Below are 25,524 nucleotides of genomic sequence, written 5' to 3'. Positions count from 1 at the left end.
AAAAAGTTCAGAAGGTGAAAAGATGACAACCTTTAAAAAAGCAGAAAGAATCAACTCACTGCCGCAGCAGTTTTTCGCAACACTTACTGGAAAAGTCCAGGAAGTGTTGAAACAGGGGCACGATGTGATCAATTTGGGGCAGGGAAATCCAGATCAGCCGACACCCCGGCATATCGTGGATGCGATGGTTAAGGCGGTTAACTCGCCAGGCAACCACAAATATTCCCCTTTCAGGGGGTTAGATTCATTCAAGGAAGCCATATCGGTATTTTATAAGCGGGAGTATGGCGTGGATATCAATCCGCACGAAGAGGTGGCCGTTTTATTCGGGGGAAAGGCAGGATTGGTTGAACTGCCTCAATGCCTTTTGAATCCCGGCGATACGGTGTTGGTACCAGACCCGGGATATCCCGATTATCTATCCGGTGTATCCCTTGCAGAAGCAAGGATGGTGAAGATGCCCCTCAAAGAAGAAAATCATTTTCTTCCCCAGTATGGCAAGATTCCAATGGAGGAAAGGGAAAAAGCCAAGCTCATGTTTTTGAACTATCCCAATAATCCGACCGGAGCTGTGGCCGACAAACCATTCTTTGAAGAAACGACAGCTCTAGCGAAGAAACACGGGATATGTGTCGTTCATGATTTTGCATATGGTGCCATCGGATTCGATGGGAAAAAGCCAATCAGCTTCCTGGAAGCGGACGGAGCAAAAGACACGGGCATCGAAATATACACACTCTCAAAAACGTATAATATGGCAGGCTGGAGAGTGGGCTTTGCTGTCGGGAACAAGAGTGTGATCGACAGTATCAATATCCTCCAGGATCATATGTATGTAAGTCTTTTCGGAGCAGTGCAGGAGGCGGCCGTGGAGGCTTTGCTCGGTTCTCAGGGATGTGTGGAAGAACTGGTGGCTGCCTATGAATCCAGAAGGAAGACATTCATAAACGGACTGAGGGGAATCGGGTGGGATGTAAAGGCACCGGCTGGTTCTTTCTTTGCCTGGCTGAAGGTGCCGGAAGGTTTCACATCTGAGGAATTCTCAGACTATCTTCTCGAAGAAGTCAATGTGGCAGTTGCACCCGGAGTGGGATTTGGTGAATATGGAGAAGGCTATGTGCGAGCAGGTTTATTGACCAGTGAAGCACGCCTGGGAGAAGCTGTGAAGAGAATTGAAAATTTAAAATTATTCGATAAAAAGATTGACAGAAATGAAAAATGATGCCATAATCCAACTGAAATTAAATTTAATAGCAAATGATTTTTCTTATCAAGAGCAGGCGGAGGGACCAGCCCTATGAAGCCCGGCAACCGACTTTTAACAAGCACGGTGCTAATTCTTGCAGCAGTATTTTTGCTGAGAGATAAGACAGAGTAATGTATAAAACCTCTTCTTATCGAAGGGGTTTTTTTGTTGAAAAGGTGCTTTAAAAGAACATACATGATCGGAGGCAGCGTGAATGAGCGAAGTGATTGCAACATATATTTTGACCGGAAAGAGCGGTACATTCGAGAAGAAAGCGGAAGGTATCGCACTTGGACTGACGGTCGGTTCATGGACAGATCTTCCCCTGCTGGAGCAGGAACAATTAAGAAAGTATAAAGGCATGGTTGTGGAAGTCAAAGAAAAGGGAAGAGATACAGCGGAAGTTAGGATTGCATATCCTTCCGGGAACTATTCGAATGATATACCGGCCATCCTAACGACCGTCTTTGGCAAACTTTCTCTTGATGGCCGTGTGAAACTGATAGACATAGAGTTTTCCGATGATTTAAAGAAGGAATATCCCGGGCCAAGATTCGGGTTGGAAGGAATCAGGGAGAAAGTGAATGTCTTTGACAGACCTCTTTTAATGAGCATTTTCAAAGGGGTGATCGGAAGGGATCTGACTTATTTGCAGTCACAACTCAGGGCACAGGCGCTCGGGGGAGTGGATCTGGTCAAGGATGATGAAATCCTGTTCGATAATGAATTGACACCTTTTGAAGAGAGGATCAGGACTGGAACCAATGTTCTGCGAGAAGTCTTCGAAGAGACTGGGAAACGCACTCTTTATGCAGTCAATTTATCCGGAAGGACAGCAAGGTTAAAGGAAAAAGCGAAAAGGGCAAGGGAACTTGGGGCGGACGCTATATTATTCAATGTGTTTACATATGGTCTGGATGTGCTGCAGGAGTTAAGGGAAGATGAAGAAATCGGCCTCCCTATCATGGCCCATCCGTCCTTTGCAGGTGCATCGGCTGCTTCCCCTCATTACGGGGTGAGTTATTCTTTGTGGCTTGGTAAATTTCTGAGGATGGCCGGAGCAGATTTATCTTTATTCCCCTCGCCATATGGAAGTGTGGCACTGGACAAGGAACAAGTATTGAAGATCAGGGACGAATTGATAACACCGGATGTATTCAATAAAACATTCCCGGTTCCTTCCGCAGGGATTCATCCAGGGCTGGTGCCTCGGTTGATTGCTGACTTCGGTCATGAGTGTGTCATAAATGCCGGCGGAGGGGTGCATGGCCATCCGGACGGTGCTGAAGGTGGAGGGAAGGCCTTCCTGCAGGCAATTGAGGCTGTATTGAATGGAACTCCGCTTGCTGAAGCAGCGGCTGGTCATGCAGAGCTGGATGAAGCCCTCAAGTTATGGGGAGGGGAGGCTGCAGTCAGTGGGAAAAAATGAATATAAAGCCGAATGGGAAGAGCTTGCACAAGTGAAAAAAGAGCTTGCCGAACGAGATTGGTTCATGGGGACGAGCGGGAATCTTGCCATCAGGGTAAGTTCTTCGCCGGCGTCTTTCCTGGTTACAGCAAGCGGAAAAGATAAGAGGAAGCAGACAGATGAAGACTTTTTGCTTGTAGATGAAAATGGTGAAGCAATGGAAGAAACCAATTTGCGGCCTTCTGCCGAAACACTCCTTCACAGCAGGGTATTCCGGAATAGTCAGGCAGGCTGCAGCCTTCATGTTCATACAGTTCCTAATAATGTAGTGAGTGAGCTGTATGGAGACAGAGGGGAAATTACTTTCAGGAACCAGGAATTGATTAAAGCATTTGATAAATGGGAAGAGGATGCCTCACTGATCATCCCGATCATTCATAATCACGCACATATCCCCCGATTGACAGAAGAATTCTCCGTTTATGCCACGGAAGAAAAAGGGGCCGTGCTGATCCGTAATCATGGAATCACGGTGTGGGGCCGGAATGCTTTTGAGGCTAAAAAGCTCCTGGAAGCATGCGAATTTTTGTTTCAATATCACATATCATTATTGTCTTTGAAAAATATTTCACAGACTATTTAGGAGGAAAGGCACTATGACGACAATCAAGATACAGGAATCGGAAGAAACAATAGAAAATCAGGAAGAGGTTGTTTCATTTCTGCAAAACCAGGGGGTAATCTATGAGAGTTGGTCTCTATCAAAGCTGGATACCAGCCTGCGTGAAAAATTCGAGCTGTCAGATTCCGAAAAGGAGAGCATTATCGAAGCGTTCAGGGAAGAAATAGAAGATATCTCTTCTAGAAGGGGTTACCAGGCATGGGACGTCATTACCTTGTCGCCTGCTACACCAAATCTTGAGCAGCTCCTTAAAAATTTTCAGCAGGAGCATCATCATACGGACGATGAAGTCCGCTTCATCGTAAGCGGGCATGGTGTTTTCATCATTCAAGGAAAAGACGGAAAATTCTTCGAAGTTCATCTCAATCCGGGTGACTTGATTTCCGTACCCGAAAATATCCGGCACTATTTTACATTAAGTGAAGATAAACAAGTGGTGGCCATCCGTATTTTTGTCACACAAGAAGGATGGGTACCGATTTATTAAACGAAAAAGGAGGGAAAGCATGGGCTTTTCCTCCTTTATTTTGTAACGTCAGGTTGAAATGAATAAGTATGATGTATAACCACACTGCATAAGTTAATGTAATTCTTTGTTTTGCGGAAGGGGTGTATGGATGAAGCTGGTACCTATTACGATAAACAGCAGTTATTTCCTTGACATGCTCAACCTATACCGGATTCTCCACGGTACAGATCCACTGGAAATGCAGAAACAAATCAGAAGACATCTGGAGTACCCCGGCTTTGAAGGGTATTTCGCAGTCGAAGGGAGCAAACTGGCGGGGTTCATTTACGGCTACAGCTCACGGGCAGGCCAGTACTATCATGACTTGCTTGCCATGCACCTAAAGAAAGAGAAGATATGGCTGAAAGACTGCATGGAACTTGCCGAATTAGGGGTACATCCACAATTCAGGCGGGCAGGCATCGCCATGTCATTAACTAAACAATTAATTGATAACAGAAAAGAATCCAGAGCGCTGCTGACAGTCCGGAAAGATAACGCAGGAGCCCGCCTTTTTTATAAAAAGTTGAAGTGGAAAGAAATAAGCGGTGGATTCTTTCCGAATACGCCGTATGAATATATCATTATGGGTAAGGAAATTCAGAAATGACCTGTTACCGGCTTCTAGATATTTGTCGAAAAAACGGACATTACTAGTCATTTTGTCTTGTTTTGCGAATCTATTTACTTTTCTGCAAATAGTTGCGATACTAACTGAGTAACGTTTTTATTAATAGAGTCGCTAGTAGAATCACAGGGAATTGAACAATCTGCTGCCGGGCTATCGACTGCGTACCATATGCAGGTCTGTTGTATTTTCCAGCCTGACAGTCACAAAACAAAAAGGAGTTAGTACGAAATGGGTCAATATCTTAAAAAGAAGTGGTTACTTGTAAAAATTAATCAAAAGCGTGCTGAAATGATTTCACTTGGAGAAAACATGGGGTTGGGGGCACAGGAAACAATAGAGTGCAGCCAGCAATTGGATGATCTATTGAACCAATATCAAAATTGTAATAAACGCACTTATAACTTTCAGGAAGTACCGTATGAATTCAGTCAGGCAATCAAAACATTACTCAAAAAAACAGCATCTTAATTTCCCCCTTAATGAAGCCTTTTTAAGATAAGAACCTCTCAGAATGACCACTGCCTAAGAAAAATTCATCTTATAACTAATCTCCATATGAAACCCTCCGAATCGGCTTATTACTGATACGGGGGGTTTCTGCTTTCTTAAAGAGATTGACTTATCCACTAATTTCTAGTATAATATTTTGAAACTGAGATATTAGTTAAAAGGAATGAAAACCATGAGTGAAAACCAAGATACAAAACAATCATTAAAACTTTTTATCGTTCTCTCCCGTGCATTTAAAGCATTAAATGAAGAGATTAATAAGAATATTCAAGAAAATGGTTTGAATCCCACTGAATTTGCTGTTTTGGAACTCCTCTATCATAAAGGGGATCAGCCGCTGCAGCAAATAGGCGGTAAAATCCTGCTGGCCTCCGGAAGCATCACATATGTGGTGGATAAATTAGAGAAAAAAGGGCTGCTTAAACGTGTGGCATGTCCGAAAGACCGGCGTGTGACTTATGCCCAGATTACGGATGCTGGCCAGAGTCTGATCGATACGATCTTCCCAAATCATGAAATGAGGATCCATGAATTGATGTCGGCTCTTACTTCCGAAGAAAAGAGTGAGGTAATCGAACTGGTCAAAAAGCTGGGTCTTTCGATCAAAAATCTATCATATTGACAGATGTAAAGAGTCTTTTGCTCAGAAGACTCTTTTTTTTGTAGGAAAAACAGAAGCATAGGTCGAATACAATAGATGGACTTTAAAAAGGGGGACCTATGATGAAATTTGAACAATATACATATGAACGGCCGAATCTGCCGGAAATCAAAGATGGAATAAACCAGGCATTGAAGACTTTCAAGCAAGCCGCTGCAGCAGATGAACAAGTAAATGCTATGAATGAAATCAATGAGCTGCGCCTTCATTTCGATACGATGCAAAACATTTGCTATATCCGTCATTCGATCGACACCAATGATGATTTCTATAAAGCAGAACAGGATTATTTCGATGAAATCATGCCGGATTTCCAGGGGCTAGTCACAGATTACTACAAAGAGCTCCTGACTTCTTCTTTCCGGCCGGAACTGGAAAAGCGTTTTGGAAAACAGTTATTCTCACTGGCGGAGAGTGAAATCAAAACCTACTCACCAGAAGTGGTGACACTGCTTCAGGAAGAGAATAAACTCTCTTCCAAGTATACGAAATTAATGGCTTCTGCAAAAATCCCATTTCAAGGGGAAGAAAGAACACTTGCTCAGATGGGACCTTTCACTCAATCAATAAACAGAGATACGCGTAAGGACGCATCGCTGGCATCTGTCCGTTTCTTTGAAGAGAATCAGGAAGAATTGGACAGTATCTTTGATGATCTTGTCAAGGTCCGCCACAAAATAGCTGTCACTCTTGGTTATGAAAACTTTGTCGAACTCGGCTATTATCGTATGACGAGAACGGATTATACACCGGAAATGGTGAAAGTGTTCCGTGAGGGTGTCAAAAATCACGTGGTTCCGCTGGTGAACAAATTAAAAGGGAGACAAGCTGACAGGATCGGAATCAGCTCCATGAAATTCTATGATGAAGGGTTTAAATTCACTTCCGGGAACGCGGCACCAAAAGGGGATGCCCGCTTCATCATTGATAACGGTAAAAAAATGTATGATGAATTGTCACAGGAAACAAAAGAATTCTTTCACTTTATGATTGAACGTAATCTAATGGATTTGGAAGCGAAGAAAGGAAAGGCTGGCGGAGGGTATTGCACGTATATCGCTAATTATGAATCACCTTTCATCTTTTCTAATTTCAACGGGACGTCCGGTGATATCGATGTCCTTACCCACGAGGCAGGTCATGCTTTCCAAGTATACAGCAGCAGAGGATTCGATATTCCGGAGTATCAGTGGCCAACATATGAAGCCTGCGAGATCCATTCGATGAGTATGGAGTTTTTCACCTGGCCGTGGATGGAATTGTTCTTTAAGGAAGACACGGACAAGTATAAATTCTCCCATTTAAGTGATGCCCTTCAATTCCTTCCATATGGAGTCGCTGTAGACGAATTTCAGCACTTCGTCTACGAAAATCCCGATGCAGGTCCGGCAGAACGGAACGCAGGGTGGAGGAAGATTGAACAGGAATATCTGACGGGCAGGGATTATGACGGCATTGACTATCTGGAAAATGGTGGATTCTGGCAGCGGCAATCGCATATTTATAACTCGCCTTTCTACTATATTGACTACACACTTGCGCAAATCTGTGCATTTCAATTCTGGGTGAAAATGAACGAGAATCGTGAAGAAGCATGGAATGATTATGCGGCTCTTTGTAAACTGGGGGGAAGCCTTTCGTTCACTGAGCTTGCTGCTTCAGCCAATCTGGATTCTCCATTTAAGGAAGGGGCAGTCGAAGAAGTGATCGAGCCGATCGCAAAGTGGCTGGACCAAATAGATGATAAGAATCTTTAAAATAAAAAACAGCCGATTTCCGTAATGGGTTACTGTTTAGTGCATAAACGAAAATGACACATAAAAAGGAGTGCCTAATCAATTGGTTTTGATTTTGCCACTCCTTTTTTTCTTGAAGAGAAAATAATAATACCGGTGGGCTCAATGCCATAAGGTGAATAAAAGTACATATCACAAACAGCCCTATATGCCGCAGCGTGCAGTTTACGTTAAAGCAGGAAGTTTCAAATAATGGGATAGCCGGACTAATTTTCCTTGCAGAACAAATTAGTTCGGCTTTTTTCTTTGAATATTTAAAAGGGGGTGTCATCACGTCCAGCGGTTGATTGTAGTACAGGACGAAGACTACTGTCAGAAAAGCGGTGGCGGCTTTTAAGAGAGGCGTATGGAATAAGGCGAATCTGACATGAAGGTGTTCTTTGCCTTCTTAGACGAAGAGGATCACAGGCTGCCCTCGGAAAGCGAACATCAATAGCGTTGTTTAAAGTCTTATCAAGACGTTCGTTTCATCCTCATTCGGTTGAATCAGGTAATTTATTGTCTTTTGCTTCTGATTTCTTCAGCTTGTACATAGAGTGAAGTAGAAGAGGTATGAGGTGAGTGAATGAAAAAAATGTCAGGGGCATTTCAAATTGCTGCTGTATATGTAGGAACAGTTATCGGTGCAGGGTTTGCGACGGGAAGGGAGATAGTGGAATTTTTCACCCGTTTTGGATTCATCGGTTTCATTGCCATCTTATTCAGCGGATACTTATTCATTACAATGGGTACAAGGATCATGCTCAAGTCACATGATATACAGGCGAAGTCATTTGAGCAATTTAACGAATACCTATTTGGGAAATGGTTCTCAAAGTTCATGAATATCATGATGATGGTCATGCTGATCGGGGTTTCCGCGGTGATGCTGTCCGGTGCCGGTGCCGTCTTCGAGGAACAGCTCCTGATGCCGAAACAGGCCGGGGTGATACTGACAATCGTGCTTGGCTTCATCACGATGATGGTAGGAATGAAGGGGCTCTTTGCGGTAAACACATTCGTGGTGCCGCTCATGATCATATTCAACCTATTCCTGATGGGACACTCGGTTACAGATACTGGATTTTTAGAGGCTTTCCTGACGATCCCTCCTGTTGACGACGGCTGGAAATCGGTGGTCGCCCCTTTTTCGTATGTTGCTTTCAATTTAGCAATGGCACAGGCAGTCCTGGTACCCGTAGCGAGTGAGGTGGAAGACAGGCAAGTGATTAAATACGGAGGTTATTTGGGCGGTTTCTTCCTGACGCTGATATTGATCTCGAGTCATATGACCCTTGTCTTGATCCCCGAAGTGACGCTGTATGAAATACCTATGGCAGTAGTAATGAAATCATTTGCTGCAGGGTTGTATTTTGTCTACATTTTAATCATTTATGGAGAAATTTTCACTTCCGTCATCGGTGGTGTGTTCGGTTTGGAGAAACAGCTTGCGGGTTATTGGAAAGGACCTTCTTTCGTTACATTCTCCGCAATTTTTGCAGTGATTTATTTACTGAGCTTTTTTGAATACAGTAAACTATTATCTTATTTATACCCCTTGTTCGGATATTTGAGTTTACTGTTTTTGGTTCTGTTATGGATGAAGCATGATAGTGGAAAATGATTGATGGAATCAAGCGGTTAATTCTTTGTTTTTTGCTCAATATAAAAATACAGCTATTAAAGGAGGAAAAATGATGACTAAATCGAAGCATGAAAAAGAAAGACAATGGAACGTCAGGAAAGAAGATCAAAAACCCCACGGCAAGGTACCTTCATTCAAAGAATTATCACAGCCTGATAAAGAGAAATAAGTTTAAGGGGGATGGCCTGTGCCATCCCCCTTACCAATAATATCCCAGGGGAACTAGCTGTGTTCTGATTTCTTTCAGTCCCCGGTTTTATATTTTATAGGAAAATAAGAGTTTCTGACTGCGTCCCGGTCCCACTCATGCTGGCCGCAGCTGGAAGCCAGTTCTTCCAGATGTTTCATCAAGTACTTCATATCCAGGCCCTGCAGGCTGTCATAATTGATTCCTTCCAAGATATAATCCTTGAAAGTCCAGATTATCTTCTTAATGTCTTTCTTATTATTTTCTGCTATCATCCTGAGAGATCTCAGTATTTCGGCTATCACTGATATATCCTGCTTTCCATAATGCCGCAGCTGATAAAAACTCTGGTATAGATAATCCTCAAAATCCGGCTGCTCAAGGATGATGCGTATATTTCCTTCTTTATCTGTAATATGAGAACCTGGAAGCTTGTGTCTCGCTAATTTTGATAAGATGATCCCTATCTCCTCGATGCAATTTTTAGCAGTGTTTGGATCATTTATGGCAGGAGAAATGGCTCTGATGGCGATTTCGACCAATTTTCTTATACCAAGATCAATATCTTCGATCGGTTCCTTATCCGGGCCCATATTAATGAAATTCAAATATTCTTCAGGTTTTATATCATCTTCCTCCGACCAGATTTCCATCGCCGCGGTTCCCTCCAGGAGATATTCGCCCGGCGTCTTAATCATGCGGACAACACAGTCATTTGTTACCGCCCTATGGAGCAGCCCTTCAATTTCAATATGCTGCAGATAACCGGATTCATTACTATATACATAACACGGCTGGGTATCCTCGAAAGATAAGGGATCGATTCCTGTATGAGTCGATTCCAACTTATCTTTTTTTCTATAGAGCGGGCTATTCTCAATTTTGTTGTTCGTTTTAATCGTAATATTATGAATCAGGTTGCTGACTTTCACCCAGTTGGAAACGTGATGAACGAAATACACAAATACAAAAAGGCAGATGATTGCAACGATTGCAGCAAACGCAGCGGAAATGAAAAGCTCCTGGCCGGATTCATCTTTCAGGAGTATCAGAAGTGTGATGCAGTATACGACCCCTGAAACAAAAATGGCAAGAACACGCTGTGTGGGGCGGTCATTAATAAAATTTTGAAGCGTCCTGGGTGAATATTGGGACAAGAAGGTTGTAAGTACTACCATGATAGTGGAAAAGGTAATCGTAGTCATGGTCATGATGGAAGAGGCAATGGTACTTATGATGGTCATGCTCAAGTCGAAGTTGGCAAATAAAACTTTTGGGAGCAGGGGATAGTCGTGCTTACTCAGCCACCAATCAAAAGAAAAGGTGAGAAGCGCAAGAACGAGTGAAATCAATGATAAAACAAGCGGTACGAACCAAAAGCTTTTTTGGGCTTTTTTCAGGATATGGATATTCAGATGCATCTTCGTTGGACCACCTTTTATTTAATATGCTATATGAATATCCTGAACGAAAGAAAAGAATCTATTCATCCATGCACCCGAGATAACTGCAATAGCGGAAGCCGGTACTCATTTCAGTCGTCCACGCCGGCAAATGCGTGGAGTAAAGAGATGTTATAGCAGCCGGCGACCTCTATAATATTGGGAATGATTATTGCTCAATAATTTTATAGTTCTTATGGTTCACAACCGTTTTCTCTTCAAGTTCGAGTTCCCTGTAATTTTTCATGTAAGTCAGATCGACAATGACAGAATTCTCGTTTACTTTTTCTACAACTCCTTTTAAACCTTCTTTAAATTCAATGACATTTCCAATTTCTGCTTTTTTCATGTGAGGCATCTCCTTTTTACCAAAATTCTACAAACAATTACTAATATTTTGACTTAAATATATTAAAAGGTAAAGAGTTTTCTAACAATTTAATTAAAAAAACTATTGTTTGCAGTATTCTCACACTGAATTAAAATAGTATTAGACATTCTTAGAAGGAGGCTCAATACGTCATGGAGAGCGAAATCGTAAAAATGCTGGATGCTTTAAGGAATAAAGAGGTAGAAGAAATCTCTGTTGAAAAGGAAGATTTTCTTTCTTTCAGGGCAGTCCTGGTCAAACAACCGGACTTCAAACATTTCAGGGGGATTGCAGGACACGGCGGGAGTGTGCGATATCAGTATATGGATGCTCCAAGAAGCTGAAATTTCAGGAAAGTGCTGTAAGCATTATGATATATAGGCAGGTTTGATTAGAGCAGGTAACGGATGAAATCCTTAACGAACCTTGATAATGTATAGGGTGAATATCGTTAAGGGGGAATATAGCATGAGAAAACATTTACTCTCAGGTATTGCAGCTTTAAGCATGCTTGCTTTTACTAGTTCCGCCGCGGCGGCAGAAGGCGTTCACACTGTGAAGAAAGGGGAATCGCTCTGGGATATCGGTAAAGCAAATTCTGTTTCTGTACTTGGTTTGATGGAAGAAAACGGTTTGGAATCTCATGAAATCCAACCTGGACAAACCTTAAGCCTTCCTGAAACGGATGTAAGTGAGGAAGATAAAGAGCTGCTTGCAAAACTGGTTCAAGCGGAAGCGAAAGGTGAGCCCTATGCAGGTAAGGTGGCAGTTGCAACTGTTGTGCTGAACAGGGTGGATTCGGATGAGTTTCCTGATTCAGTAAAAGAAGTCGTATACGAAGTTTCCAACGGCCATTATGCCTTTTCACCCGTGCAAAACGGAGAGATCAATAATACTCCGTCAGATGAATCCAAAAGAGCTGTAGAAGAGGCGCTTGCCTTCAGAGGTCAAGGGCAGGGTTCCCTGTTTTTCTATAACCCTGATACCTCAACGAGCAGCTGGATCACTTCAACCGATACAATATTGACAATCGGTAACCACGTATTTGCAAAATAATGCAAGTGACTTTTAGCATTAGTCTGACTTAAAAGCGATTAACCTGCCATTTCAAAAGAATGGCAGGTTAATCTTTTTTTATGGAATCCGTTTTTTTGCCTGTTCAAAAAGGGTAATCTACCAATACTGAGGAAGGAGAGATAATGAATGAAGAAGCGTATTGTCTGTATTACGGGAGGAGCCAACGGGATCGGTAAATCGCTTGTAGAGCATTTTTCGGAGCTCGGGGATGTAGTCCATTTCTTTGATAAAGACCGTGAAGGCGGGGAAAGACTGGAGAGGGAGCAGGTGAAAATGGGATACTCAGCAGTTTTCCATCACACTGATGTCGCTTCACATGAAGAAATCAAAAACGGATTTCAAGCGATTCGAAGGAACCACGATTCCCTCGATGTACTTATCAACAATGCGGGTATATCAAAATTCAAATCATTCTGGGAGATGACGCCCGAGGATTGGAATACCATTATTTCCGCCAACCTCAGCAGTGTCTTCCACTGCTCAAGGGAGGCTGCCGGACTAATGAAAGATAAAGGGGGTACAATCATCAATATTGCTTCCACCAGAGCCCGGATGTCTGAACCTCATACAGAAGCTTATTCTGCATCCAAAGGGGGCATCGCAAGCTTGACTCACTCACTTGCCATCACCTTGGGGGAATATAAAATCCGCGTAAATTCCATCAGCCCCGGTTGGATTGAAACAGGTGACTATTCCGCCCTGCGTGAAATCGATCACAGTCAGCATCCGTCCGGGCGTGTAGGAAAACCGGAAGATATTGCGAGGACATGCCGTTTTCTTGCTGATCCGGAAAACGATTTCATTACCGGTGAAAATCTAGTTGTAGACGGAGGTATGACGAGAAAAATGATTTATGAACATTAACCATTGATACTCCCGATTCTTGAACTGTGAAATATAATGAATATTTGCTATATTTTTACTATTTCATTATAATTAGGTCAGAAAAAGGGGGATCAGAATGACTCAATTAAAAGAGATAAAAAAAGAAATGAACAAGGTACTGGTCGGAAAGGACAAAGAAATAGACCTGCTTTTGATTGCCTTACTGCAAGGTGGTCATGTTTTACTGGAGAGCGTTCCGGGGACAGGCAAGACATTACTGGCTAAAACATTCTCTCAATGTATAGAAGGAATGTTCAGGAGGATCCAATTTACCCCGGACGTCCTGCCAAGCGATGTGACCGGCATACAGTTCTTCAATCCCAAGACCCAGGAATTTGAACTCCGGACCGGTCCGGTGATTGCAAACGTCCTGCTGGCTGACGAAATCAACCGTGCCACTCCGAGAACGCAGGCAAGTTTACTGGAAGTAATGGAAGAGAAACAAATTACGATTGATGGTGAAACGGTTCCATTAAATCCACCGTTCATCGTTGTTGCCACTCAAAATCCGATTGAATCACAGCAGGGGACGTTTCCGCTTCCTGCAGCCCAGCTGGATCGCTTTTTACTGAAAATCCCATTTACATATCCTGAATTTGAGGAAGAAAGAATGATCCTGAGCCGCTTTAAATCGGTACAGCCTTTGGATGAAGTGAGAGCCGTCATGAGTTTAGAGGAAGTAGAGGCTTTGTCCAGAGAAGTTAAAGAAGTACATGTTTCAGTTGACATAGAGTCATATATCCTGCAAATGACAAGGGGCACGAGGGAACATGAGTTGATTGAAGTAGGAGCGAGTCCACGTGCAAGCCTGGCCCTGCTTAAAGCAGCACAGGGCCAGGCTTTCATGGAAGGGAGAGATTTTGTCAGGCCGGAAGATGTTCTGCATGTAGCCCCTTATGTCCTGCAGCACAGAATTCAATTAACTGCAGAAGCTTCGTTGACCAAGTCCGAGGAAGAAGTCATAGCTGGACTGATCAATACAATTATTCTCCCTGTTGAAACGAGGTAACGCGCGTGAACTGGAAGCGTGAATTGATCGAGGAGGGACCATATAACGCATTAAGTGAAATTCTGCTAATCATTCTGACAGCAGCAAGCTTATTTTTTCAGTTTTATTCCGGTGCGGGAATATTTCTGCTATGTATCGTCTATTTCAGAATCCATAAATGGTATCTCGAAAATATCGGGAAGAATTTGAAAATAAAGCAGCCGCCAAAGCGCGTCCGGCTTCACTCAGAAGAAAAAGGTCACTGGGATATCCATTTTGACAATGAAGGAATGCCGTTGTGGGGTGCTTCTATAAGACTTACATTCAAAGACATCGTCGAACCTGCGGATCATCCCTTTGAAACATATCATGGCGGGAACATAGAAGTCTCGATCCCCTTCTCGGTGGGAAGGAGGGAATGTGGAAAAGTCTCTCTGCCGATTGTTGGTAAAAGAAGGGGGTTATGCCGTTTGACGAAAGTACAAATACTTATTCCACATTTATTCGGAAGCGGTAAAGTACTTATGGAACTGGCAGAACCGGTTAAATCTACAATCATGGTATTTCCAGCCCCTGCCCCTGTCATGCTTGAAAATAACCATGACTCACATGATATCGGCGAGGTACCTGCCCTGCATTCGCTATTTTATGATGTTTTTCAACCGATAGGCACGAGGGAATATGTACCTGGTGACAGATTTCAGGACATCCATTGGACAGCAAGCGCAAGGACACAAACCTTGCAGACAAAAGTCTTCGCACCCGCGGTTAAGAAAGAATGGATGATTGCCGTAAACCTTTCAGAGAAATATTCGATTACGAGGGACCTTGAAAAGATCATAAAACATACTGCCTATTTAATGCATCTTGCTGTCGGGCAGCAAATTTCATTCTCACTTGTGGTGAATATCGGGAGTCAGGGAATCACCCCGTTTTATTACCTGCCTTCGGGTACAGGCAGGAAACATCAGCAAAAAGCCCTGGAAATACTATCAGCATTATCTACGGATGATGCGACTATACCGTTTCATATTGTACTGCAGCATCTTTCCATCAGGCAGCTTGTGCCTTCTGTATTGATCACGGCAGGTATACTTTCAATGGAAAGCGAGAATAGGTTGATGAAAATCAAAACAGGACACAGGGAAATTTATTCATTGCATATTGAAGGTAAACAAGGAGTCGTCACGTTATGGAAACAAAGATCGAAAATTCCTTCTTGACCAGCAGACAGCAGCATCTTCTGCTTAAAATAGCACTATTATTTGGCGTGGATCTTCTATTCGTGATGCTCACCTCAACCTTGCTGGTCGAAAAGGAAGGCATCCTGACCCGATACGTCCCGTTTATATCAGTTGTGTTTCTCTTCTTGTACCCTGCCATGCTCATTTGGGTTAAGAAGAAAGGCATTCATTCCTTGATACTGTACTCAGTCCTTCTGATTTCAGGGGCAGCAGGTTTCTTTCTGTTCAACATTTCCCTGTGGATGACGGCGGTTATCCTATTATTTCTTCATTGGAGAATAGGCTCATATTTTCAAAGTGAAGATGATCAAATTGAGGTTTCAAGCTCGATGGTACTGGGGTTTCTATGTCTGTCTGCATGTTCGCTTATCATAGGCAATGCAAGGGATTTGGGGAATGGCTTGATCATAATGATCCTTATCCTTTTATTATTTTCCCTCGTTTCAACCGTGACCAGCATCCAAAGGATGCTGAAAGGAGGCAGCGGGGAAGCAAGTGATAATAAGATTAATTTGATGAAACCCTTTGGCGTATTGCTCATCGTGTTAACGGCCGGCGGTGTTTTATCTGTCTTCAGTACTTATGCCAGAAGCGGGTTTTACTGGATTTTAAATAAAGTATTCTGGCTCTTTTCTTTCCTTGTCAACCCTCTTTTCGCTTTGTTAGAGAAGGTGAGGGATTGGATCATGAGTAAGATTTCGAGGGATACGCTTTCTGGTTTTGGTCTTAAGTTACCGGAAGAAAAAATTGACGAGACACAGCAAGCGGCTTTCTATGAAGGAATGTCTTTTCCTTGGCTGAACGAGATATTGATCGGCATCTTTATCCTGGCCGTCATCATCTATTTCGTTAAAAAGAGAAAAATAACGTACGAAATAGAATCAGATGGACAGATTGCCCCTCTGATGACCAAGGTGAAGAAAGGAAAAATTCAACCAAAGGATTATTCAGCCATAATCCACTATTCAGAAGCCGGAAACGCAATCCGGCAAGCGGTGAAGGAATTGGAAAAAGAGGCAGCTGCGAAGCAAATAGGCAGGAAATCCAACGAAAACATCCGAAGCTGGTTTGCAAGAATGGGAATGAACGAGGATGAAAGTTTCTTTAGTCTATATGAAACAGTCAGATACGGAACAAAGATACCGGATGAAAAAGAAGTATCCTTTTTTTTACAATGTGTAAAACAACATATTTCTATATTGCGAGACAGGTATATGGAAAAATAATCTGATGCGGCCTGATATTGAAAGCAGACCGCATCAGCTTTTTTATTTCGGTTAGTGATAGGGTAAAATAACAGTGTATAACGAAAAGGGAGGTGCACGTCATGTTATTTACCATCAGAGACTTGGTATACAAGGATATATTGAATATTGGAGAAATGGATATTCCAGAAAACAAAAATACATGCATAATAGGAGAAAGCGGTGCTGGTAAATCCACCCTCCTCAAAATGCTCAATAAAATGTACATACCTGATAAAGGCAATATTCATTATAAGGGCAATCCAATCAAGGATATGGATCCGGTGAAGCTGCGAAGGAAAATAGTGATGATTTCTCAGACTCCTTTACTCTTCGGCGACACAATAGAAGAAAATCTTCAAAAAGGCTTGATTTTTTCTGAAAAGCAAACCGCAAACCGTGACGATATGTATAGGGTGCTGAAAATAGTGAAACTGGACAAGGATCTGGATACAGATGCAAAAGAGTTATCCGGCGGCGAGAGACAGCGTTTGTCGCTTGGGAGGGTCCTGCTGATGCAACCGGAAATATATCTGCTGGATGAGCCTAGCTCCGCATTGGACGAAGAGACAGAAATAGAAGTGATGAAAAGCTTCATTGGAGCAGCGGGGGAGCATGGGGGGACAGTGATCATGGTGACTCATTCAAAGAATGTTGCTGATACGTATGGTGATGAGATAATTAAGATCACTAAAAGATAGGAGGCGTTTATCAGGTGGAAAAAGGAATTATCAATATCGAGCTTTGGAGATTCCTTGCAGCATATGCATTCATCCTGCTCTTGTTAATCATCGTAAAGCTCAGAGGGATTTCGCGGGAAAAGCAAATCATCATAGCATCCCTGAGAATGACAATCCAATTGGTCATTGCCGGATACATCCTTACGTTCATATTTGATAACCCAAGTCCGTGGCTGACCCTTTTGATCATTTTAGTCATGGAGGTATTCGCAATACGCAATGTCTTTAAGCAGGTGAAACACGAATTGAGTAAACAGCTGAAAACTACTGTCAGTATTGCGATGACGGTTGGGACACTTGGCTGCCTGTTTTATTTCAATATCGTAGTCATTCACTTTACCCCCTGGTACGAACCGCGTTATTTCATTCCGATTGCAGGGATGATTGTGGGGAATTCCATGACAGGCATCACACTGGGGCTCAATACCCTCCTCGGAGGGCTGAAAGACCAAAGAGAAATAGTTGAGGGTGCATTGATGCTGGGAGCAACACCAAAAGCGGCATCCAAGAAATATGTTGATAATGCATTCGACTCGGCCATCCTTCCCACCCTCAATAATATGATCGGCATGGGGATCATCTTCTTGCCGGGAATGATGACCGGTCAGATTCTTTCAGGCGTCAGCCCGCTGGTGGCCATTGAGTATCAGATCGCCATCTTGCTCGGAATCGTGGGGAGTGTTGCGTTGACGGTCATCCTTTTCATTTACTTAGGCTATAAATTCCTTTTCACTAAGCATTCTCAACTGAATATTTAGGTTAATCTTCTATTTTAGTATAAATGATAGAAAGAAGAGTCCTCCTGTTCTTTTCACCCTATATGTCTGCATATGATAGAGAAAGAAGAATAGGGAGGAATTTTTTATGAAGTATGAAACGGAGCAGGCACTTCGTGTGAAAAGTCTGGCGATGGATGTGATAGAAGAGTTAATGAAAGATGACCCAAACTATGAAGCGAGAGACTTGAAGCAAGTCTCTGAGTTATTCGCGCGATGCATCTGTGACCTGGTGAACGTATACACCAATATCTCCGAAGACCACCAATCAACCCTCAGCGGAACAGTCATCAAAGCCAGGATCGGATATAATACGCTGCTTAAAAACAGCTCTATCGATGTAAAGGAATAATAAGTATATTGAAAAAAGAAATTGATTCTAACTTCGACCATTATGAAATATCTCATTTTTTTGTATCTAATGACGGATTGCTCCTTCTGTTAAAGCTAATTTAACTGTATAAGACCCTTTCCAGCTGTTCATTGGAGTGCAGGACGAAGACTCCTGCGGGAGAAGTGGCCAATGTGAGATTTGTCCAGCTGCGGCAGCTAGAGGCTTGAGGTCATAAGGAGAGCAAGCCAAAAAGGCAAAACACGCCTTTCCGGCTTGCTCTCCTTATGCTTGTCGCCTCAGGTCGAGCCGCCTCCGCTTTTCTTCCCGGAGGCGATGCCGAGGAGGCTCGCGGGTCACCCGAGGAAAGCGAAGTCCTGCACGGAAATCAACAGCGGCATAACAGCGGCATAAAAACTAACCATATTTTGGGGAAACTTAAAATGACGAACATAATAGTGGCAAATATATGAAATACTAAAAAAATAAAGCTTTACAATTGTGTATATCGCCATTGCATGCTATTCTTTTTTATTGAGCAGGCTTATAGGAAGAATGGATTAATCACTAGAAATAGTTGACGTTTTCTTCATAATCCATTACTTTTATGAAGCAACCAAAAACAATGTAGAATAAGGAGTCGATTCATAATGGCACAAAAAACATTTACAGTTACAGCTGAAACAGGAATCCATGCCCGCCCGGCAACTTTATTAGTTCAAACGGCAAGCAAATTCGACAGCGATGTACATCTTGAATACAAAGAAAAGAAAGTAAACTTAAAATCAATTATGGGTGTTATGTCTCTAGGTGTCGGTAAAGATGCACAAATCACAATCATTACTGAAGGCAGCGACGAAGAAGAAGCACTTAAAAGCTTGGAAGAAACATTAAATAAAGAAGGTTTAGCTGAGTAATGTCAAGCATTTTAAAAGGCATTGCGGCATCTAACGGGATTGCCATCGCAAAAGCCTACCGTTTGGTAGAACCTGATTTAAACTTCGAAAAGAAGTCTGTTGAAAATGCAGAAGAAGAAGTTGCTCGTTTTCAGAATGCAATTTCAACTTCGAAATCAGAGTTGGAAGCGATCCGGGATAAGGCTAGGGAAGATCTTGGGGAAGACAAAGCCCAGATCTTTGAAGCACATCTTTTAGTATTAAGCGATCCAGAATTACTGACACCTATTGAAGATAAAGTGAAAACTGAAAGTGTGAATGCCGAATTTGCACTAAAAGAAACTGCTGATATGTTTGTTAATATGTTTGAATCAATGGATAATGAATATATGAAAGAACGTGCAGCAGATATAAGGGACGTAACAAAGCGGGTTCTGTCACATTTACTTGGTGTGCAGATAGCCAACCCAAGTATGGTGACTGAAGAAGTGATTGTCATTGCAGAGGACCTGACTCCATCTGACACTGCACAATTAAACCGTCAGTTCGTTAAAGGATTCACAACCGATATCGGAGGCAGGACTTCCCACTCCGCTATTATGGCACGTTCTATGGAAATCCCTGCAGTGGTGGGTACAAAGTCGATTACTTCCTCTATTGAAAATGGAGACGTGGTGATCGTTGACGGCTTAAATGGGGAAGTACATATCAACCCTACACCTGAGGTCATTGAAAAGTACAAGAAGGAACATGCCCGCTATGAGGAACAGAAAGCGAAATGGGCCAAACTTGTCAATGAACCGACGGTTTCTAAAGATGGCCAGCATGTAGAACTGGCAGCAAACATCGGTACACCTAAAGATTTAGAAGGTGTAAGAAACAACGGCGGTGAGGGAGTCGGCCTTTATCGTACAGAATTCCTGTACATGGGACGCGACGAGCTTCCGACCGAAGAAGAGCAATACGAAGCTTACAAAGCAGTATTGGAAGGCATGGAAGGAAAACCGGTTGTCGTGCGTACGCTGGATATCGGAGGAGACAAAGAACTTCCATACTTAAATCTTCCAAAGGAAATGAACCCGTTCCTTGGTTATCGTGCAATCCGCCTTTGCCTCGATGAACAGGACATCTTCCGTACACAGTTGAGAGCCCTTCTGAAAGCAAGCCCGTACGGAAATTTGAAGATCATGTTCCCAATGATTTCAAATCTCCAGGAGTTCCGGGAAGCAAAAGCGATTCTTGAAGAAGAGAAAAAAGCGCTTCAAGAGAACGGTATAGACGTAGCCGACAAAATTGAAGTGGGAATCATGGTTGAAATTCCATCGACTGCTGTCATGGCGGATGTTTTCGCCAAGGAAGTTGATTTCTTCTCAATCGGAACAAATGACTTGATCCAATACACAATGGCAGCCGATCGTATGAACGAACGCGTTTCTTATCTGTATCAGCCATACAATCCTGCTATCCTGCGCCTTGTGAAAATGGTTATTGATGCCGCTCACAAAGAAGGCAAATGGGCAGGTATGTGCGGTGAGATGGCTGGAGATGAAATTGCCGTTCCAATCTTACTAGGTTTGGGACTGGACGAATTCTCGATGAGTGCTACTTCCATTTTGAGAGCACGTTCTCAAATCCATCGTCTTAACAAGAGCGATATGAAAAAGCTTGCTGAAGAAGTACTTCAGCTCGACACTAATGATGAAGTCATCAAAGCGGTAGAAAAAGCTGTTTCAAATGACTAATAAATGTTTATTTGTTTGAAGCGGGGGTAATGTATTAAAGAATAAGAAGTTGAGGCACCCAAACGGCCTTTTCATTCTCATTTCCCCCTTTTCTATAGGATTGAAAGTGTACAGCTTTCAATCCTTTTTTTTATGGGTGATGAATGGATTCTTCCATTCCATCAATAAGCCATAGTTACACGATTCTTTATCATCAAGGTATCCTTTCACCGCCTTCAATGGGGTTCTTCCACATTGAAGCAGGAACGTGATCACGGGATCTTTATACTCCCCGGAAGTTAATTTATGTACATATTCCTCAATGGTTAAATGTTTAGAAAATTTGTGGTAGGTTGGTATGCGTCCTCCTCCCAGAAGGCGGTCAAGCTGCAAATGCACCACAATTTCATACATGGCATTCATCAATTCTTTACCAAGTTTGAATCCCCGGAATTCAGGGTCGATGCACAAGTCGACAACATACAGGGTATTACCGTGCTCCCTGTGACTGCGGATGTATCCTTCATCCGTCATTTCGTCCCACGTATGATGAGGATGAGCTGGATCAAAATCGACTATCAGACCAGTCATGCTGCCGGCAATCTTGCCATCAATCTCAACACAGAGTGCACCTAATGGGAAGTTGTTAATATGACTCGACAGTTGTTCTCTATTCCACCATAATTCCGGAGGGAATGGCGGCGGGAAGGCACGCTTCTGGATTTCAATGAGTCCGTTGAAATCCGAAGTGGTATAGTTCCGGATAGTGGCCTTATGAATTTGATTGTTTCTGAAGACAAATTGTTGTTTTCGATACATGATCGAACCCCATTTATCAGAAATTTACTTGTTCATTATACTTTATGAAAGCGCTTTTTTAAAGATATTTCACAAAAATAATATTTCTAAAACATCCATCTTACTAAAATTTTTCTTTTCTGTACCGCTGTTGAATTTCCGTGCATGGCTTCTCTTTCCGTTGGCGGCCCGTGCGCCTCTTGGCAATCTTGCAGCAGATCCTCTCCAGCTCCGGCGACTAGCCCCTCGAGGTCGTGATCGGTTTTTTACGGAGGTTATAGGTATTTTTTGAGGCAGTATAAGAAATAGTTCCACCCGTCGTATTAGGTGTAGTCAACGTTTTGGCTAGATGAGTGCTATAATGCAGGTTGCGGAAAAGGGTGAAACCCGCGAACCTTTTAATTTTGGTCCGTAAACTTTCGAAAACTAGACTTTTTCTATCAATTCCGGGCAATCATCTTCGAAATTTGTGGATTAATCTTTGAATTTTAGGATTAATTCCATAATTTACCAAAAATATCTACATTATTAGCTAAATGCTCCAAAAAGGCAAAGGACGCTTCCTGACAGCTTCATCTTATGCCGCAGCCTTTGGAGTCTTCGTCTTGCACTCCAATCAACAGCTGGAATTGTGCAAAAATCTATATATATTTACAACCCAAAAAAATTTTTAAAAAAGTTTTTTTTTTGGTTTAGTTATTTTAAAAGGGGGGTAATCTATAAGTAAGCATGAAATTGGAGATTAATTTCTCACTAACACCCCCTTTTCCTTTTTTTGACTGACCGGTTTTACATCCGGCAGTCTTTTTTTATGGGAGGATTTAATTGAATACTTATTTAGTGGGCGTACAATACTATTTGTAGTGTTTCTGTGAAGAAGCATAAGAAGAGAAAAGGGGAGCTGTTAAAATGGCTAAACGAACAAAAAAGAATGATCCTCAGCAGAAAAATAAAAAGGGGTTTGATTCTTCCCGTTTAAATGAAGAATTCGCGCATGAAATGGGCAGTGCAGCAGCAAACAAGATTCACAAAGATAAAGCAAAAAAAGAAAAAGCACCTAAAAACAACGGTGAATATACTAAGTAATGAAAAGGACAGACCTTGGATTCGGATCCAAGGTCTGTCCTTTTAAATGGTTTTGTCAATGAAGGACTGAATCCTTGATAGTCCTGACTTTAATTGCTCCATTGAGCATGCATAAGAAATCCTTACGTAGCCTTCGCCAAAGCTTGAGAATGCATCACCTGGAACGACAGCCACCTTTAGTTCCTTGGCAAGTGCCAGCGCGAATTCAAAAGATGACATCTCAATCTGTTCCGGGATTTTCACAAAGAAATAAAATGCTCCGTCGGGTTTTACAACATTTTCAAATCCTATTTCCTTCAGGCGTTCAAAGACATAATCCCTTCTGACCCTGTACTCATCCTTCATTTCCAGAGCATCGTTCATTCCTTTTGTCAAAGCTTCATACGCTGCTTTCTGGGAGACAGAAGAGGCACAGGACACATTATACTGATGAACCTTCAAGAGATGTTTACTGATGGATTCAGGAGCGAAAATAAACCCTATTCTCCAGCCTGTCATACTATGTGATTTGGATAGTCCATTAATCAGAATGGTCTGTTCTTTAAGGAATTCAGCTATGGATCGGTGAGTGCCTTCAAATGTCAGTTCACTGTAAATCTCATCTGCCAACACAAAGATATTCCTGTCATTCAGAACTTCTGCGATTTCTTTTAGTTCTTCTGCATCAAGACTGACCCCTGTCGGATTGGATGGGTAAGGAAGGATGATGCATTTTGTAGACTCTGTAATGTGCTTCTCGATTGATTCAGCTGTAAGCTTGAAATTGTTACTTGTGGTATCGATATGTACAGGCTTTCCACCGCATAAGCGAATGATTGGTTCATATCCGGGATATACAGGACCAGGAAGAAGGCACTCATCCCCCTGCTCTAATATTGTCCTTAGCACTACGTCTATTCCCTGTGAAGCCCCTGTTGTGACGATCACCTCTGACTCGGGTTTATAATGCACATTATACTTTCTGCTCATAAAAGATGCAGCCGCTTCTCTCAGCTGAAGAAACCCTGCATTATGCGTGTATGAAGTGAAGTTATCATCGATTGCATTTTTGGCTGCTTCTTTTATATGGAGAGGCGTCGGGAAGTCAGGCTGTCCAATCGTAAGAGAAATCATTCCTTCTATATCAGCGACCAAATTAAAGAATTTTCGTATGCCTGATATTTTGATGTTTTTCACGTCAGGATTCAAGTATTGTTCCAAGGTGCACACCTACTTTTTTCATTTGCTACATATTTTATCATCTTTTACTGCTGTAAAGGAATGCATTTGTTTGAAACGTTCTGAATCGGGGAATGGTTAGAAAAGAAAATAACATTGAAGGTGAGCAGCAATGATCAGGACGACTGTGATTTTGAATGATGGGGACATCCTGCAGGATATACCCTTATCAAAGGTGAAGGAAAACGATGTCAAATGGTACTGGGTCGATTTTTTCGAACCGACCGACAAGGATATCCGCATGATGAAGCATTTCTTTCAGTTTCATCCACTGGCGGTGGAAGACTGTCTGGATGACTTTAGTGAAAGACCTAAATTGGATTTTTATGATGGATATATATTTGTGCTGATGCACGCCATTAATAGGCATACACTGGATTCATACGAAGTGAATCTTTTTGTGAATGGCAGATTCATTGTTACTTTCCATAAGGAACCGGTGAATGAAATCGATAATTTGTGGAAGTTGGTAAAAGAAGAAGGTGTACAGCTGACTCCATTCACCATCATGCACGGAATTGTCGACAGGCTGGTCGATGAGTATTTTCCCCTGATCTACAGCATCGAAGACCGATTGAATACAATAGAAGAAAATACGAATGAAGAATCAGATTCAAATTTGATGGACGAATTATTCGATATCCGTCATGAAATGTCCAAATTGAGAAGGACACTTGTTCCAATGAGGGATTTACTATACAGGATCAGTAATTCAAGCAGGTTGAATTCATTGAAGGAAGAACAATTGTATTTTAATGATGTGTATGATCATTTGATCAAGCAAGTTGAAATGCTGGAATCCTATCGTGAATTCTCGGCAGATATCCGGGACAATTATCTGTCCATCAATTCTGATAAAATGAACAACATCATGATGACGTTGACCGTCATCACCACCATCTTCATGCCTCTTACATTCATAGCTGGCCTTTATGGGATGAATTTTGTATATATGCCGGAACTCAATGAACATAACGGCTACTTCGTAGTGTTGGCTATAATGGCTGCGATTGCCGCAGTCATGTTCGGATTCTTCGTGAAAATCGGCTGGCTGAAATTTGGTGGCAGAAAAAGAAGGAGAAGAAGGAGGCTGCTCAAGCTTAAATAACTGAATCTGCCACGCGCAGTCCTAAGATAGCTATGGGAATAAAAAAATGTATTGAAACGGTGGATTTTTATTAGAAAACGAGGTATATTGATTGAGGACAAAAGAAGAATTGGGATGTTTATATTCCCGAGAGGTTCTAGCACAACCCTCTATAAAAAACTAAGGGAAACGGCATCCTTTGGTGTCGTTTGTTTTTGTTTAAGCGGATTTTCTTAAGCTGTCATTTACAGTTTTCGCTCTGTTACGTGGCATATTCAGAGGGAAGAGCATGATTATAGAGTAATAAAAGAATCTTTTTTTCTTCTTTTCGGGTGCGGTTGATGACTGCAAAAAGAGAGGAGAATCGA

Annotated in this window: 27 protein-coding genes and 2 riboswitches; of the genes, 23 read left to right on the top strand and 4 right to left on the bottom strand. The window is 42.2% G+C overall.

Annotated features, from left to right (window positions below):
* Positions 1–22 precede the first annotated feature (22 nt).
* The 10 genes from BHE18_RS08225 (at position 23) to BHE18_RS23600 (ending at position 9,235) form a co-directional block, all read left to right on the top strand.
* On the top strand, positions 23–1,222 hold the full coding sequence (locus BHE18_RS08225; RefSeq protein WP_071618082.1) for a pyridoxal phosphate-dependent aminotransferase: 1,200 nt from the start codon (positions 23–25) through the stop codon (positions 1,220–1,222).
* A 42-nt stretch (positions 1,223–1,264) separates the two neighbouring features.
* A riboswitch (SAM riboswitch) is annotated at positions 1,265–1,371 on the top strand.
* 89 nt (positions 1,372–1,460) lie between these two features.
* Positions 1,461–2,675, top strand: coding sequence for a 2,3-diketo-5-methylthiopentyl-1-phosphate enolase (locus tag BHE18_RS08220; protein ID WP_071618081.1), 1,215 nt, complete (start codon positions 1,461–1,463; stop codon positions 2,673–2,675).
* On the top strand, positions 2,662–3,297 hold the full coding sequence (locus BHE18_RS08215) for a methylthioribulose 1-phosphate dehydratase (protein WP_071618080.1): 636 nt from the start codon (positions 2,662–2,664) through the stop codon (positions 3,295–3,297). The genes BHE18_RS08220 and BHE18_RS08215 overlap by 14 nt, the downstream gene beginning before the upstream one ends.
* A gap of 13 nt (positions 3,298–3,310) precedes the next feature.
* Entirely contained in the window at positions 3,311–3,823 is a 513-nt protein-coding gene (locus BHE18_RS08210) for a 1,2-dihydroxy-3-keto-5-methylthiopentene dioxygenase (protein WP_071618079.1), read from the top strand.
* 130 nt (positions 3,824–3,953) lie between these two features.
* On the top strand, positions 3,954–4,454 hold the full coding sequence (locus BHE18_RS08205) for a GNAT family N-acetyltransferase (RefSeq protein ID WP_071618078.1): 501 nt from the start codon (positions 3,954–3,956) through the stop codon (positions 4,452–4,454).
* A gap of 249 nt (positions 4,455–4,703) precedes the next feature.
* Entirely contained in the window at positions 4,704–4,943 is a 240-nt protein-coding gene (locus tag BHE18_RS08200; protein ID WP_071618077.1) for an aspartyl-phosphate phosphatase Spo0E family protein, read from the top strand.
* A gap of 205 nt (positions 4,944–5,148) precedes the next feature.
* Positions 5,149–5,607 carry a MarR family transcriptional regulator gene (locus BHE18_RS08195; protein ID WP_141771826.1) on the top strand — a complete coding sequence of 153 codons (459 nt, stop codon included), beginning with the start codon at positions 5,149–5,151 and terminating at the stop codon, positions 5,605–5,607.
* Positions 5,608–5,708: 101 nt separating this feature from the next.
* Entirely contained in the window at positions 5,709–7,403 is a 1,695-nt protein-coding gene (locus BHE18_RS08190) for a M3 family oligoendopeptidase (protein WP_071618075.1), read from the top strand.
* Positions 7,404–8,007: 604 nt separating this feature from the next.
* On the top strand, positions 8,008–9,045 hold the full coding sequence (locus BHE18_RS08185; protein WP_071618074.1) for a YkvI family membrane protein: 1,038 nt from the start codon (positions 8,008–8,010) through the stop codon (positions 9,043–9,045).
* A 70-nt stretch (positions 9,046–9,115) separates the two neighbouring features.
* Complete coding sequence (locus tag BHE18_RS23600; RefSeq protein WP_440480379.1) at positions 9,116–9,235, top strand: DUF6254 family protein; 120 nt, start codon at positions 9,116–9,118, stop codon at positions 9,233–9,235.
* Positions 9,236–9,309: 74 nt separating this feature from the next.
* Here BHE18_RS23600 and BHE18_RS08180 read toward each other — a convergent pair whose 3' ends face one another.
* Positions 9,310–10,674: a DUF2254 domain-containing protein gene (locus BHE18_RS08180; protein WP_071618073.1), complete on the bottom strand. Its 1,365-nt coding sequence runs from the start codon at positions 10,672–10,674 to the stop codon at positions 9,310–9,312.
* Between the two features lie 190 nt (positions 10,675–10,864).
* Entirely contained in the window at positions 10,865–11,044 is a 180-nt protein-coding gene (locus BHE18_RS08175; RefSeq protein ID WP_071618072.1) for a YkvS family protein, read from the bottom strand.
* A 173-nt stretch (positions 11,045–11,217) separates the two neighbouring features.
* Here BHE18_RS08175 and BHE18_RS08170 point away from each other — a divergent pair, with 173 nt between their 5' ends.
* The 11 genes from BHE18_RS08170 (at position 11,218) to ptsP (ending at position 20,988) form a co-directional block, all read left to right on the top strand.
* The gene (locus BHE18_RS08170; RefSeq protein ID WP_071618071.1) at positions 11,218–11,409 is read left to right on the top strand and encodes a hypothetical protein; all 192 of its coding nucleotides are present in this window, start codon (positions 11,218–11,220) and stop codon (positions 11,407–11,409) included.
* A 124-nt stretch (positions 11,410–11,533) separates the two neighbouring features.
* Positions 11,534–12,121 (top strand): cell wall hydrolase, encoded by a 588-nt coding sequence (locus tag BHE18_RS08165; protein ID WP_071618070.1) that lies wholly within the window; start codon positions 11,534–11,536, stop codon positions 12,119–12,121.
* Positions 12,122–12,268: 147 nt separating this feature from the next.
* Positions 12,269–13,006 carry an SDR family NAD(P)-dependent oxidoreductase gene (locus BHE18_RS08160; RefSeq protein WP_071618069.1) on the top strand — a complete coding sequence of 246 codons (738 nt, stop codon included), beginning with the start codon at positions 12,269–12,271 and terminating at the stop codon, positions 13,004–13,006.
* A 97-nt stretch (positions 13,007–13,103) separates the two neighbouring features.
* A complete protein-coding gene (locus BHE18_RS08155; RefSeq protein WP_071618068.1) occupies positions 13,104–14,036 on the top strand; it encodes an AAA family ATPase in 933 nt (310 codons plus the stop codon).
* A gap of 5 nt (positions 14,037–14,041) precedes the next feature.
* Positions 14,042–15,238, top strand: coding sequence for a DUF58 domain-containing protein (locus BHE18_RS08150; RefSeq protein ID WP_071618067.1), 1,197 nt, complete (start codon positions 14,042–14,044; stop codon positions 15,236–15,238).
* Positions 15,208–16,485: a hypothetical protein gene (locus BHE18_RS08145; RefSeq protein ID WP_071618066.1), complete on the top strand. Its 1,278-nt coding sequence runs from the start codon at positions 15,208–15,210 to the stop codon at positions 16,483–16,485. Before BHE18_RS08150 ends, BHE18_RS08145 begins: the two co-directional genes overlap by 31 nt.
* A 101-nt stretch (positions 16,486–16,586) precedes the next feature.
* Positions 16,587–17,204 (top strand): ABC transporter ATP-binding protein, encoded by a 618-nt coding sequence (locus BHE18_RS08140; RefSeq protein ID WP_071618065.1) that lies wholly within the window; start codon positions 16,587–16,589, stop codon positions 17,202–17,204.
* 14 nt (positions 17,205–17,218) lie between these two features.
* Entirely contained in the window at positions 17,219–18,001 is a 783-nt protein-coding gene (locus BHE18_RS08135; protein ID WP_071618064.1) for an ABC transporter permease, read from the top strand.
* A 106-nt stretch (positions 18,002–18,107) separates the two neighbouring features.
* Positions 18,108–18,371: a hypothetical protein gene (locus BHE18_RS08130; RefSeq protein WP_071618063.1), complete on the top strand. Its 264-nt coding sequence runs from the start codon at positions 18,108–18,110 to the stop codon at positions 18,369–18,371.
* A gap of 629 nt (positions 18,372–19,000) precedes the next feature.
* On the top strand, positions 19,001–19,267 hold the full coding sequence (locus BHE18_RS08120; RefSeq protein ID WP_032089054.1) for a phosphocarrier protein HPr: 267 nt from the start codon (positions 19,001–19,003) through the stop codon (positions 19,265–19,267).
* The gene (ptsP, locus tag BHE18_RS08115) at positions 19,267–20,988 is read left to right on the top strand and encodes a phosphoenolpyruvate--protein phosphotransferase (RefSeq protein ID WP_071618061.1); all 1,722 of its coding nucleotides are present in this window, start codon (positions 19,267–19,269) and stop codon (positions 20,986–20,988) included. Before BHE18_RS08120 ends, ptsP begins: the two co-directional genes overlap by 1 nt.
* A 117-nt stretch (positions 20,989–21,105) precedes the next feature.
* On the opposite strand, the gene BHE18_RS08110 is transcribed toward ptsP, so the two are convergent.
* Positions 21,106–21,786 carry a GNAT family N-acetyltransferase gene (locus BHE18_RS08110; protein WP_071618060.1) on the bottom strand — a complete coding sequence of 227 codons (681 nt, stop codon included), beginning with the start codon at positions 21,784–21,786 and terminating at the stop codon, positions 21,106–21,108.
* Positions 21,787–22,674: 888 nt separating this feature from the next.
* Here BHE18_RS08110 and BHE18_RS23185 point away from each other — a divergent pair.
* Positions 22,675–22,851: a hypothetical protein gene (locus BHE18_RS23185; protein WP_169792809.1), complete on the top strand. Its 177-nt coding sequence runs from the start codon at positions 22,675–22,677 to the stop codon at positions 22,849–22,851.
* 42 nt (positions 22,852–22,893) lie between these two features.
* On the opposite strand, the gene BHE18_RS08105 is transcribed toward BHE18_RS23185, so the two are convergent.
* Complete coding sequence (locus tag BHE18_RS08105; RefSeq protein WP_071618059.1) at positions 22,894–24,051, bottom strand: aminotransferase A; 1,158 nt, start codon at positions 24,049–24,051, stop codon at positions 22,894–22,896.
* Positions 24,052–24,181: 130 nt separating this feature from the next.
* Here BHE18_RS08105 and corA point away from each other — a divergent pair, with 130 nt between their 5' ends.
* A complete protein-coding gene (gene corA, locus BHE18_RS08100) occupies positions 24,182–25,177 on the top strand; it encodes a magnesium/cobalt transporter CorA (protein WP_071618058.1) in 996 nt (331 codons plus the stop codon).
* 124 nt (positions 25,178–25,301) lie between these two features.
* Positions 25,302–25,346: riboswitch (PreQ1 riboswitch) on the top strand.
* The last annotated feature ends 178 nt before the right edge of the window (positions 25,347–25,524 follow it).

The organism is Rossellomorea aquimaris (genome assembly GCF_001877785.1).
GTDB classification, from domain to species: Bacteria; Bacillota; Bacilli; order Bacillales; family Bacillaceae_B; genus Rossellomorea; species Rossellomorea aquimaris_A.
This window is presented reverse-complemented; position numbering and strand designations above follow the sequence as displayed.

Bases quoted from the DNA above. Each gene is read 5' to 3' on its own strand.
- BHE18_RS08225 (WP_071618082.1), top strand. From the start codon at position 23: ATGACAACCTTTAAAAAAGCAGAAAGAATCAACTCACTGCCGCAGCAG.
- BHE18_RS08220 (WP_071618081.1), top strand. From the start codon at position 1,461: ATGAGCGAAGTGATTGCAACATATATTTTGACCGGAAAGAGCGGTACA.
- BHE18_RS08210 (WP_071618079.1), top strand. From the start codon at position 3,311: ATGACGACAATCAAGATACAGGAATCGGAAGAAACAATAGAAAATCAG.
- BHE18_RS08205 (WP_071618078.1), top strand. From the start codon at position 3,954: ATGAAGCTGGTACCTATTACGATAAACAGCAGTTATTTCCTTGACATG.
- BHE18_RS08200 (WP_071618077.1), top strand. From the start codon at position 4,704: ATGGGTCAATATCTTAAAAAGAAGTGGTTACTTGTAAAAATTAATCAA.
- BHE18_RS08195 (WP_141771826.1), top strand. From the start codon at position 5,149: ATGAAAACCATGAGTGAAAACCAAGATACAAAACAATCATTAAAACTT.
- BHE18_RS08190 (WP_071618075.1), top strand. From the start codon at position 5,709: ATGAAATTTGAACAATATACATATGAACGGCCGAATCTGCCGGAAATC.
- BHE18_RS08185 (WP_071618074.1), top strand. From the start codon at position 8,008: ATGAAAAAAATGTCAGGGGCATTTCAAATTGCTGCTGTATATGTAGGA.
- BHE18_RS23600 (WP_440480379.1), top strand. From the start codon at position 9,116: ATGATGACTAAATCGAAGCATGAAAAAGAAAGACAATGGAACGTCAGG.
- BHE18_RS08180 (WP_071618073.1), bottom strand. From the start codon at position 10,674: ATGCATCTGAATATCCATATCCTGAAAAAAGCCCAAAAAAGCTTTTGG.
- BHE18_RS08175 (WP_071618072.1), bottom strand. From the start codon at position 11,044: ATGAAAAAAGCAGAAATTGGAAATGTCATTGAATTTAAAGAAGGTTTA.
- BHE18_RS08170 (WP_071618071.1), top strand. From the start codon at position 11,218: ATGGAGAGCGAAATCGTAAAAATGCTGGATGCTTTAAGGAATAAAGAG.
- BHE18_RS08165 (WP_071618070.1), top strand. From the start codon at position 11,534: ATGAGAAAACATTTACTCTCAGGTATTGCAGCTTTAAGCATGCTTGCT.
- BHE18_RS08160 (WP_071618069.1), top strand. From the start codon at position 12,269: ATGAAGAAGCGTATTGTCTGTATTACGGGAGGAGCCAACGGGATCGGT.
- BHE18_RS08155 (WP_071618068.1), top strand. From the start codon at position 13,104: ATGACTCAATTAAAAGAGATAAAAAAAGAAATGAACAAGGTACTGGTC.
- BHE18_RS08145 (WP_071618066.1), top strand. From the start codon at position 15,208: ATGGAAACAAAGATCGAAAATTCCTTCTTGACCAGCAGACAGCAGCAT.
- BHE18_RS08140 (WP_071618065.1), top strand. From the start codon at position 16,587: ATGTTATTTACCATCAGAGACTTGGTATACAAGGATATATTGAATATT.
- BHE18_RS08130 (WP_071618063.1), top strand. From the start codon at position 18,108: ATGAAGTATGAAACGGAGCAGGCACTTCGTGTGAAAAGTCTGGCGATG.
- BHE18_RS08120 (WP_032089054.1), top strand. From the start codon at position 19,001: ATGGCACAAAAAACATTTACAGTTACAGCTGAAACAGGAATCCATGCC.
- ptsP (WP_071618061.1), top strand. From the start codon at position 19,267: ATGTCAAGCATTTTAAAAGGCATTGCGGCATCTAACGGGATTGCCATC.
- BHE18_RS08110 (WP_071618060.1), bottom strand. From the start codon at position 21,786: ATGTATCGAAAACAACAATTTGTCTTCAGAAACAATCAAATTCATAAG.
- BHE18_RS23185 (WP_169792809.1), top strand. From the start codon at position 22,675: ATGGCTAAACGAACAAAAAAGAATGATCCTCAGCAGAAAAATAAAAAG.
- corA (WP_071618058.1), top strand. From the start codon at position 24,182: ATGATCAGGACGACTGTGATTTTGAATGATGGGGACATCCTGCAGGAT.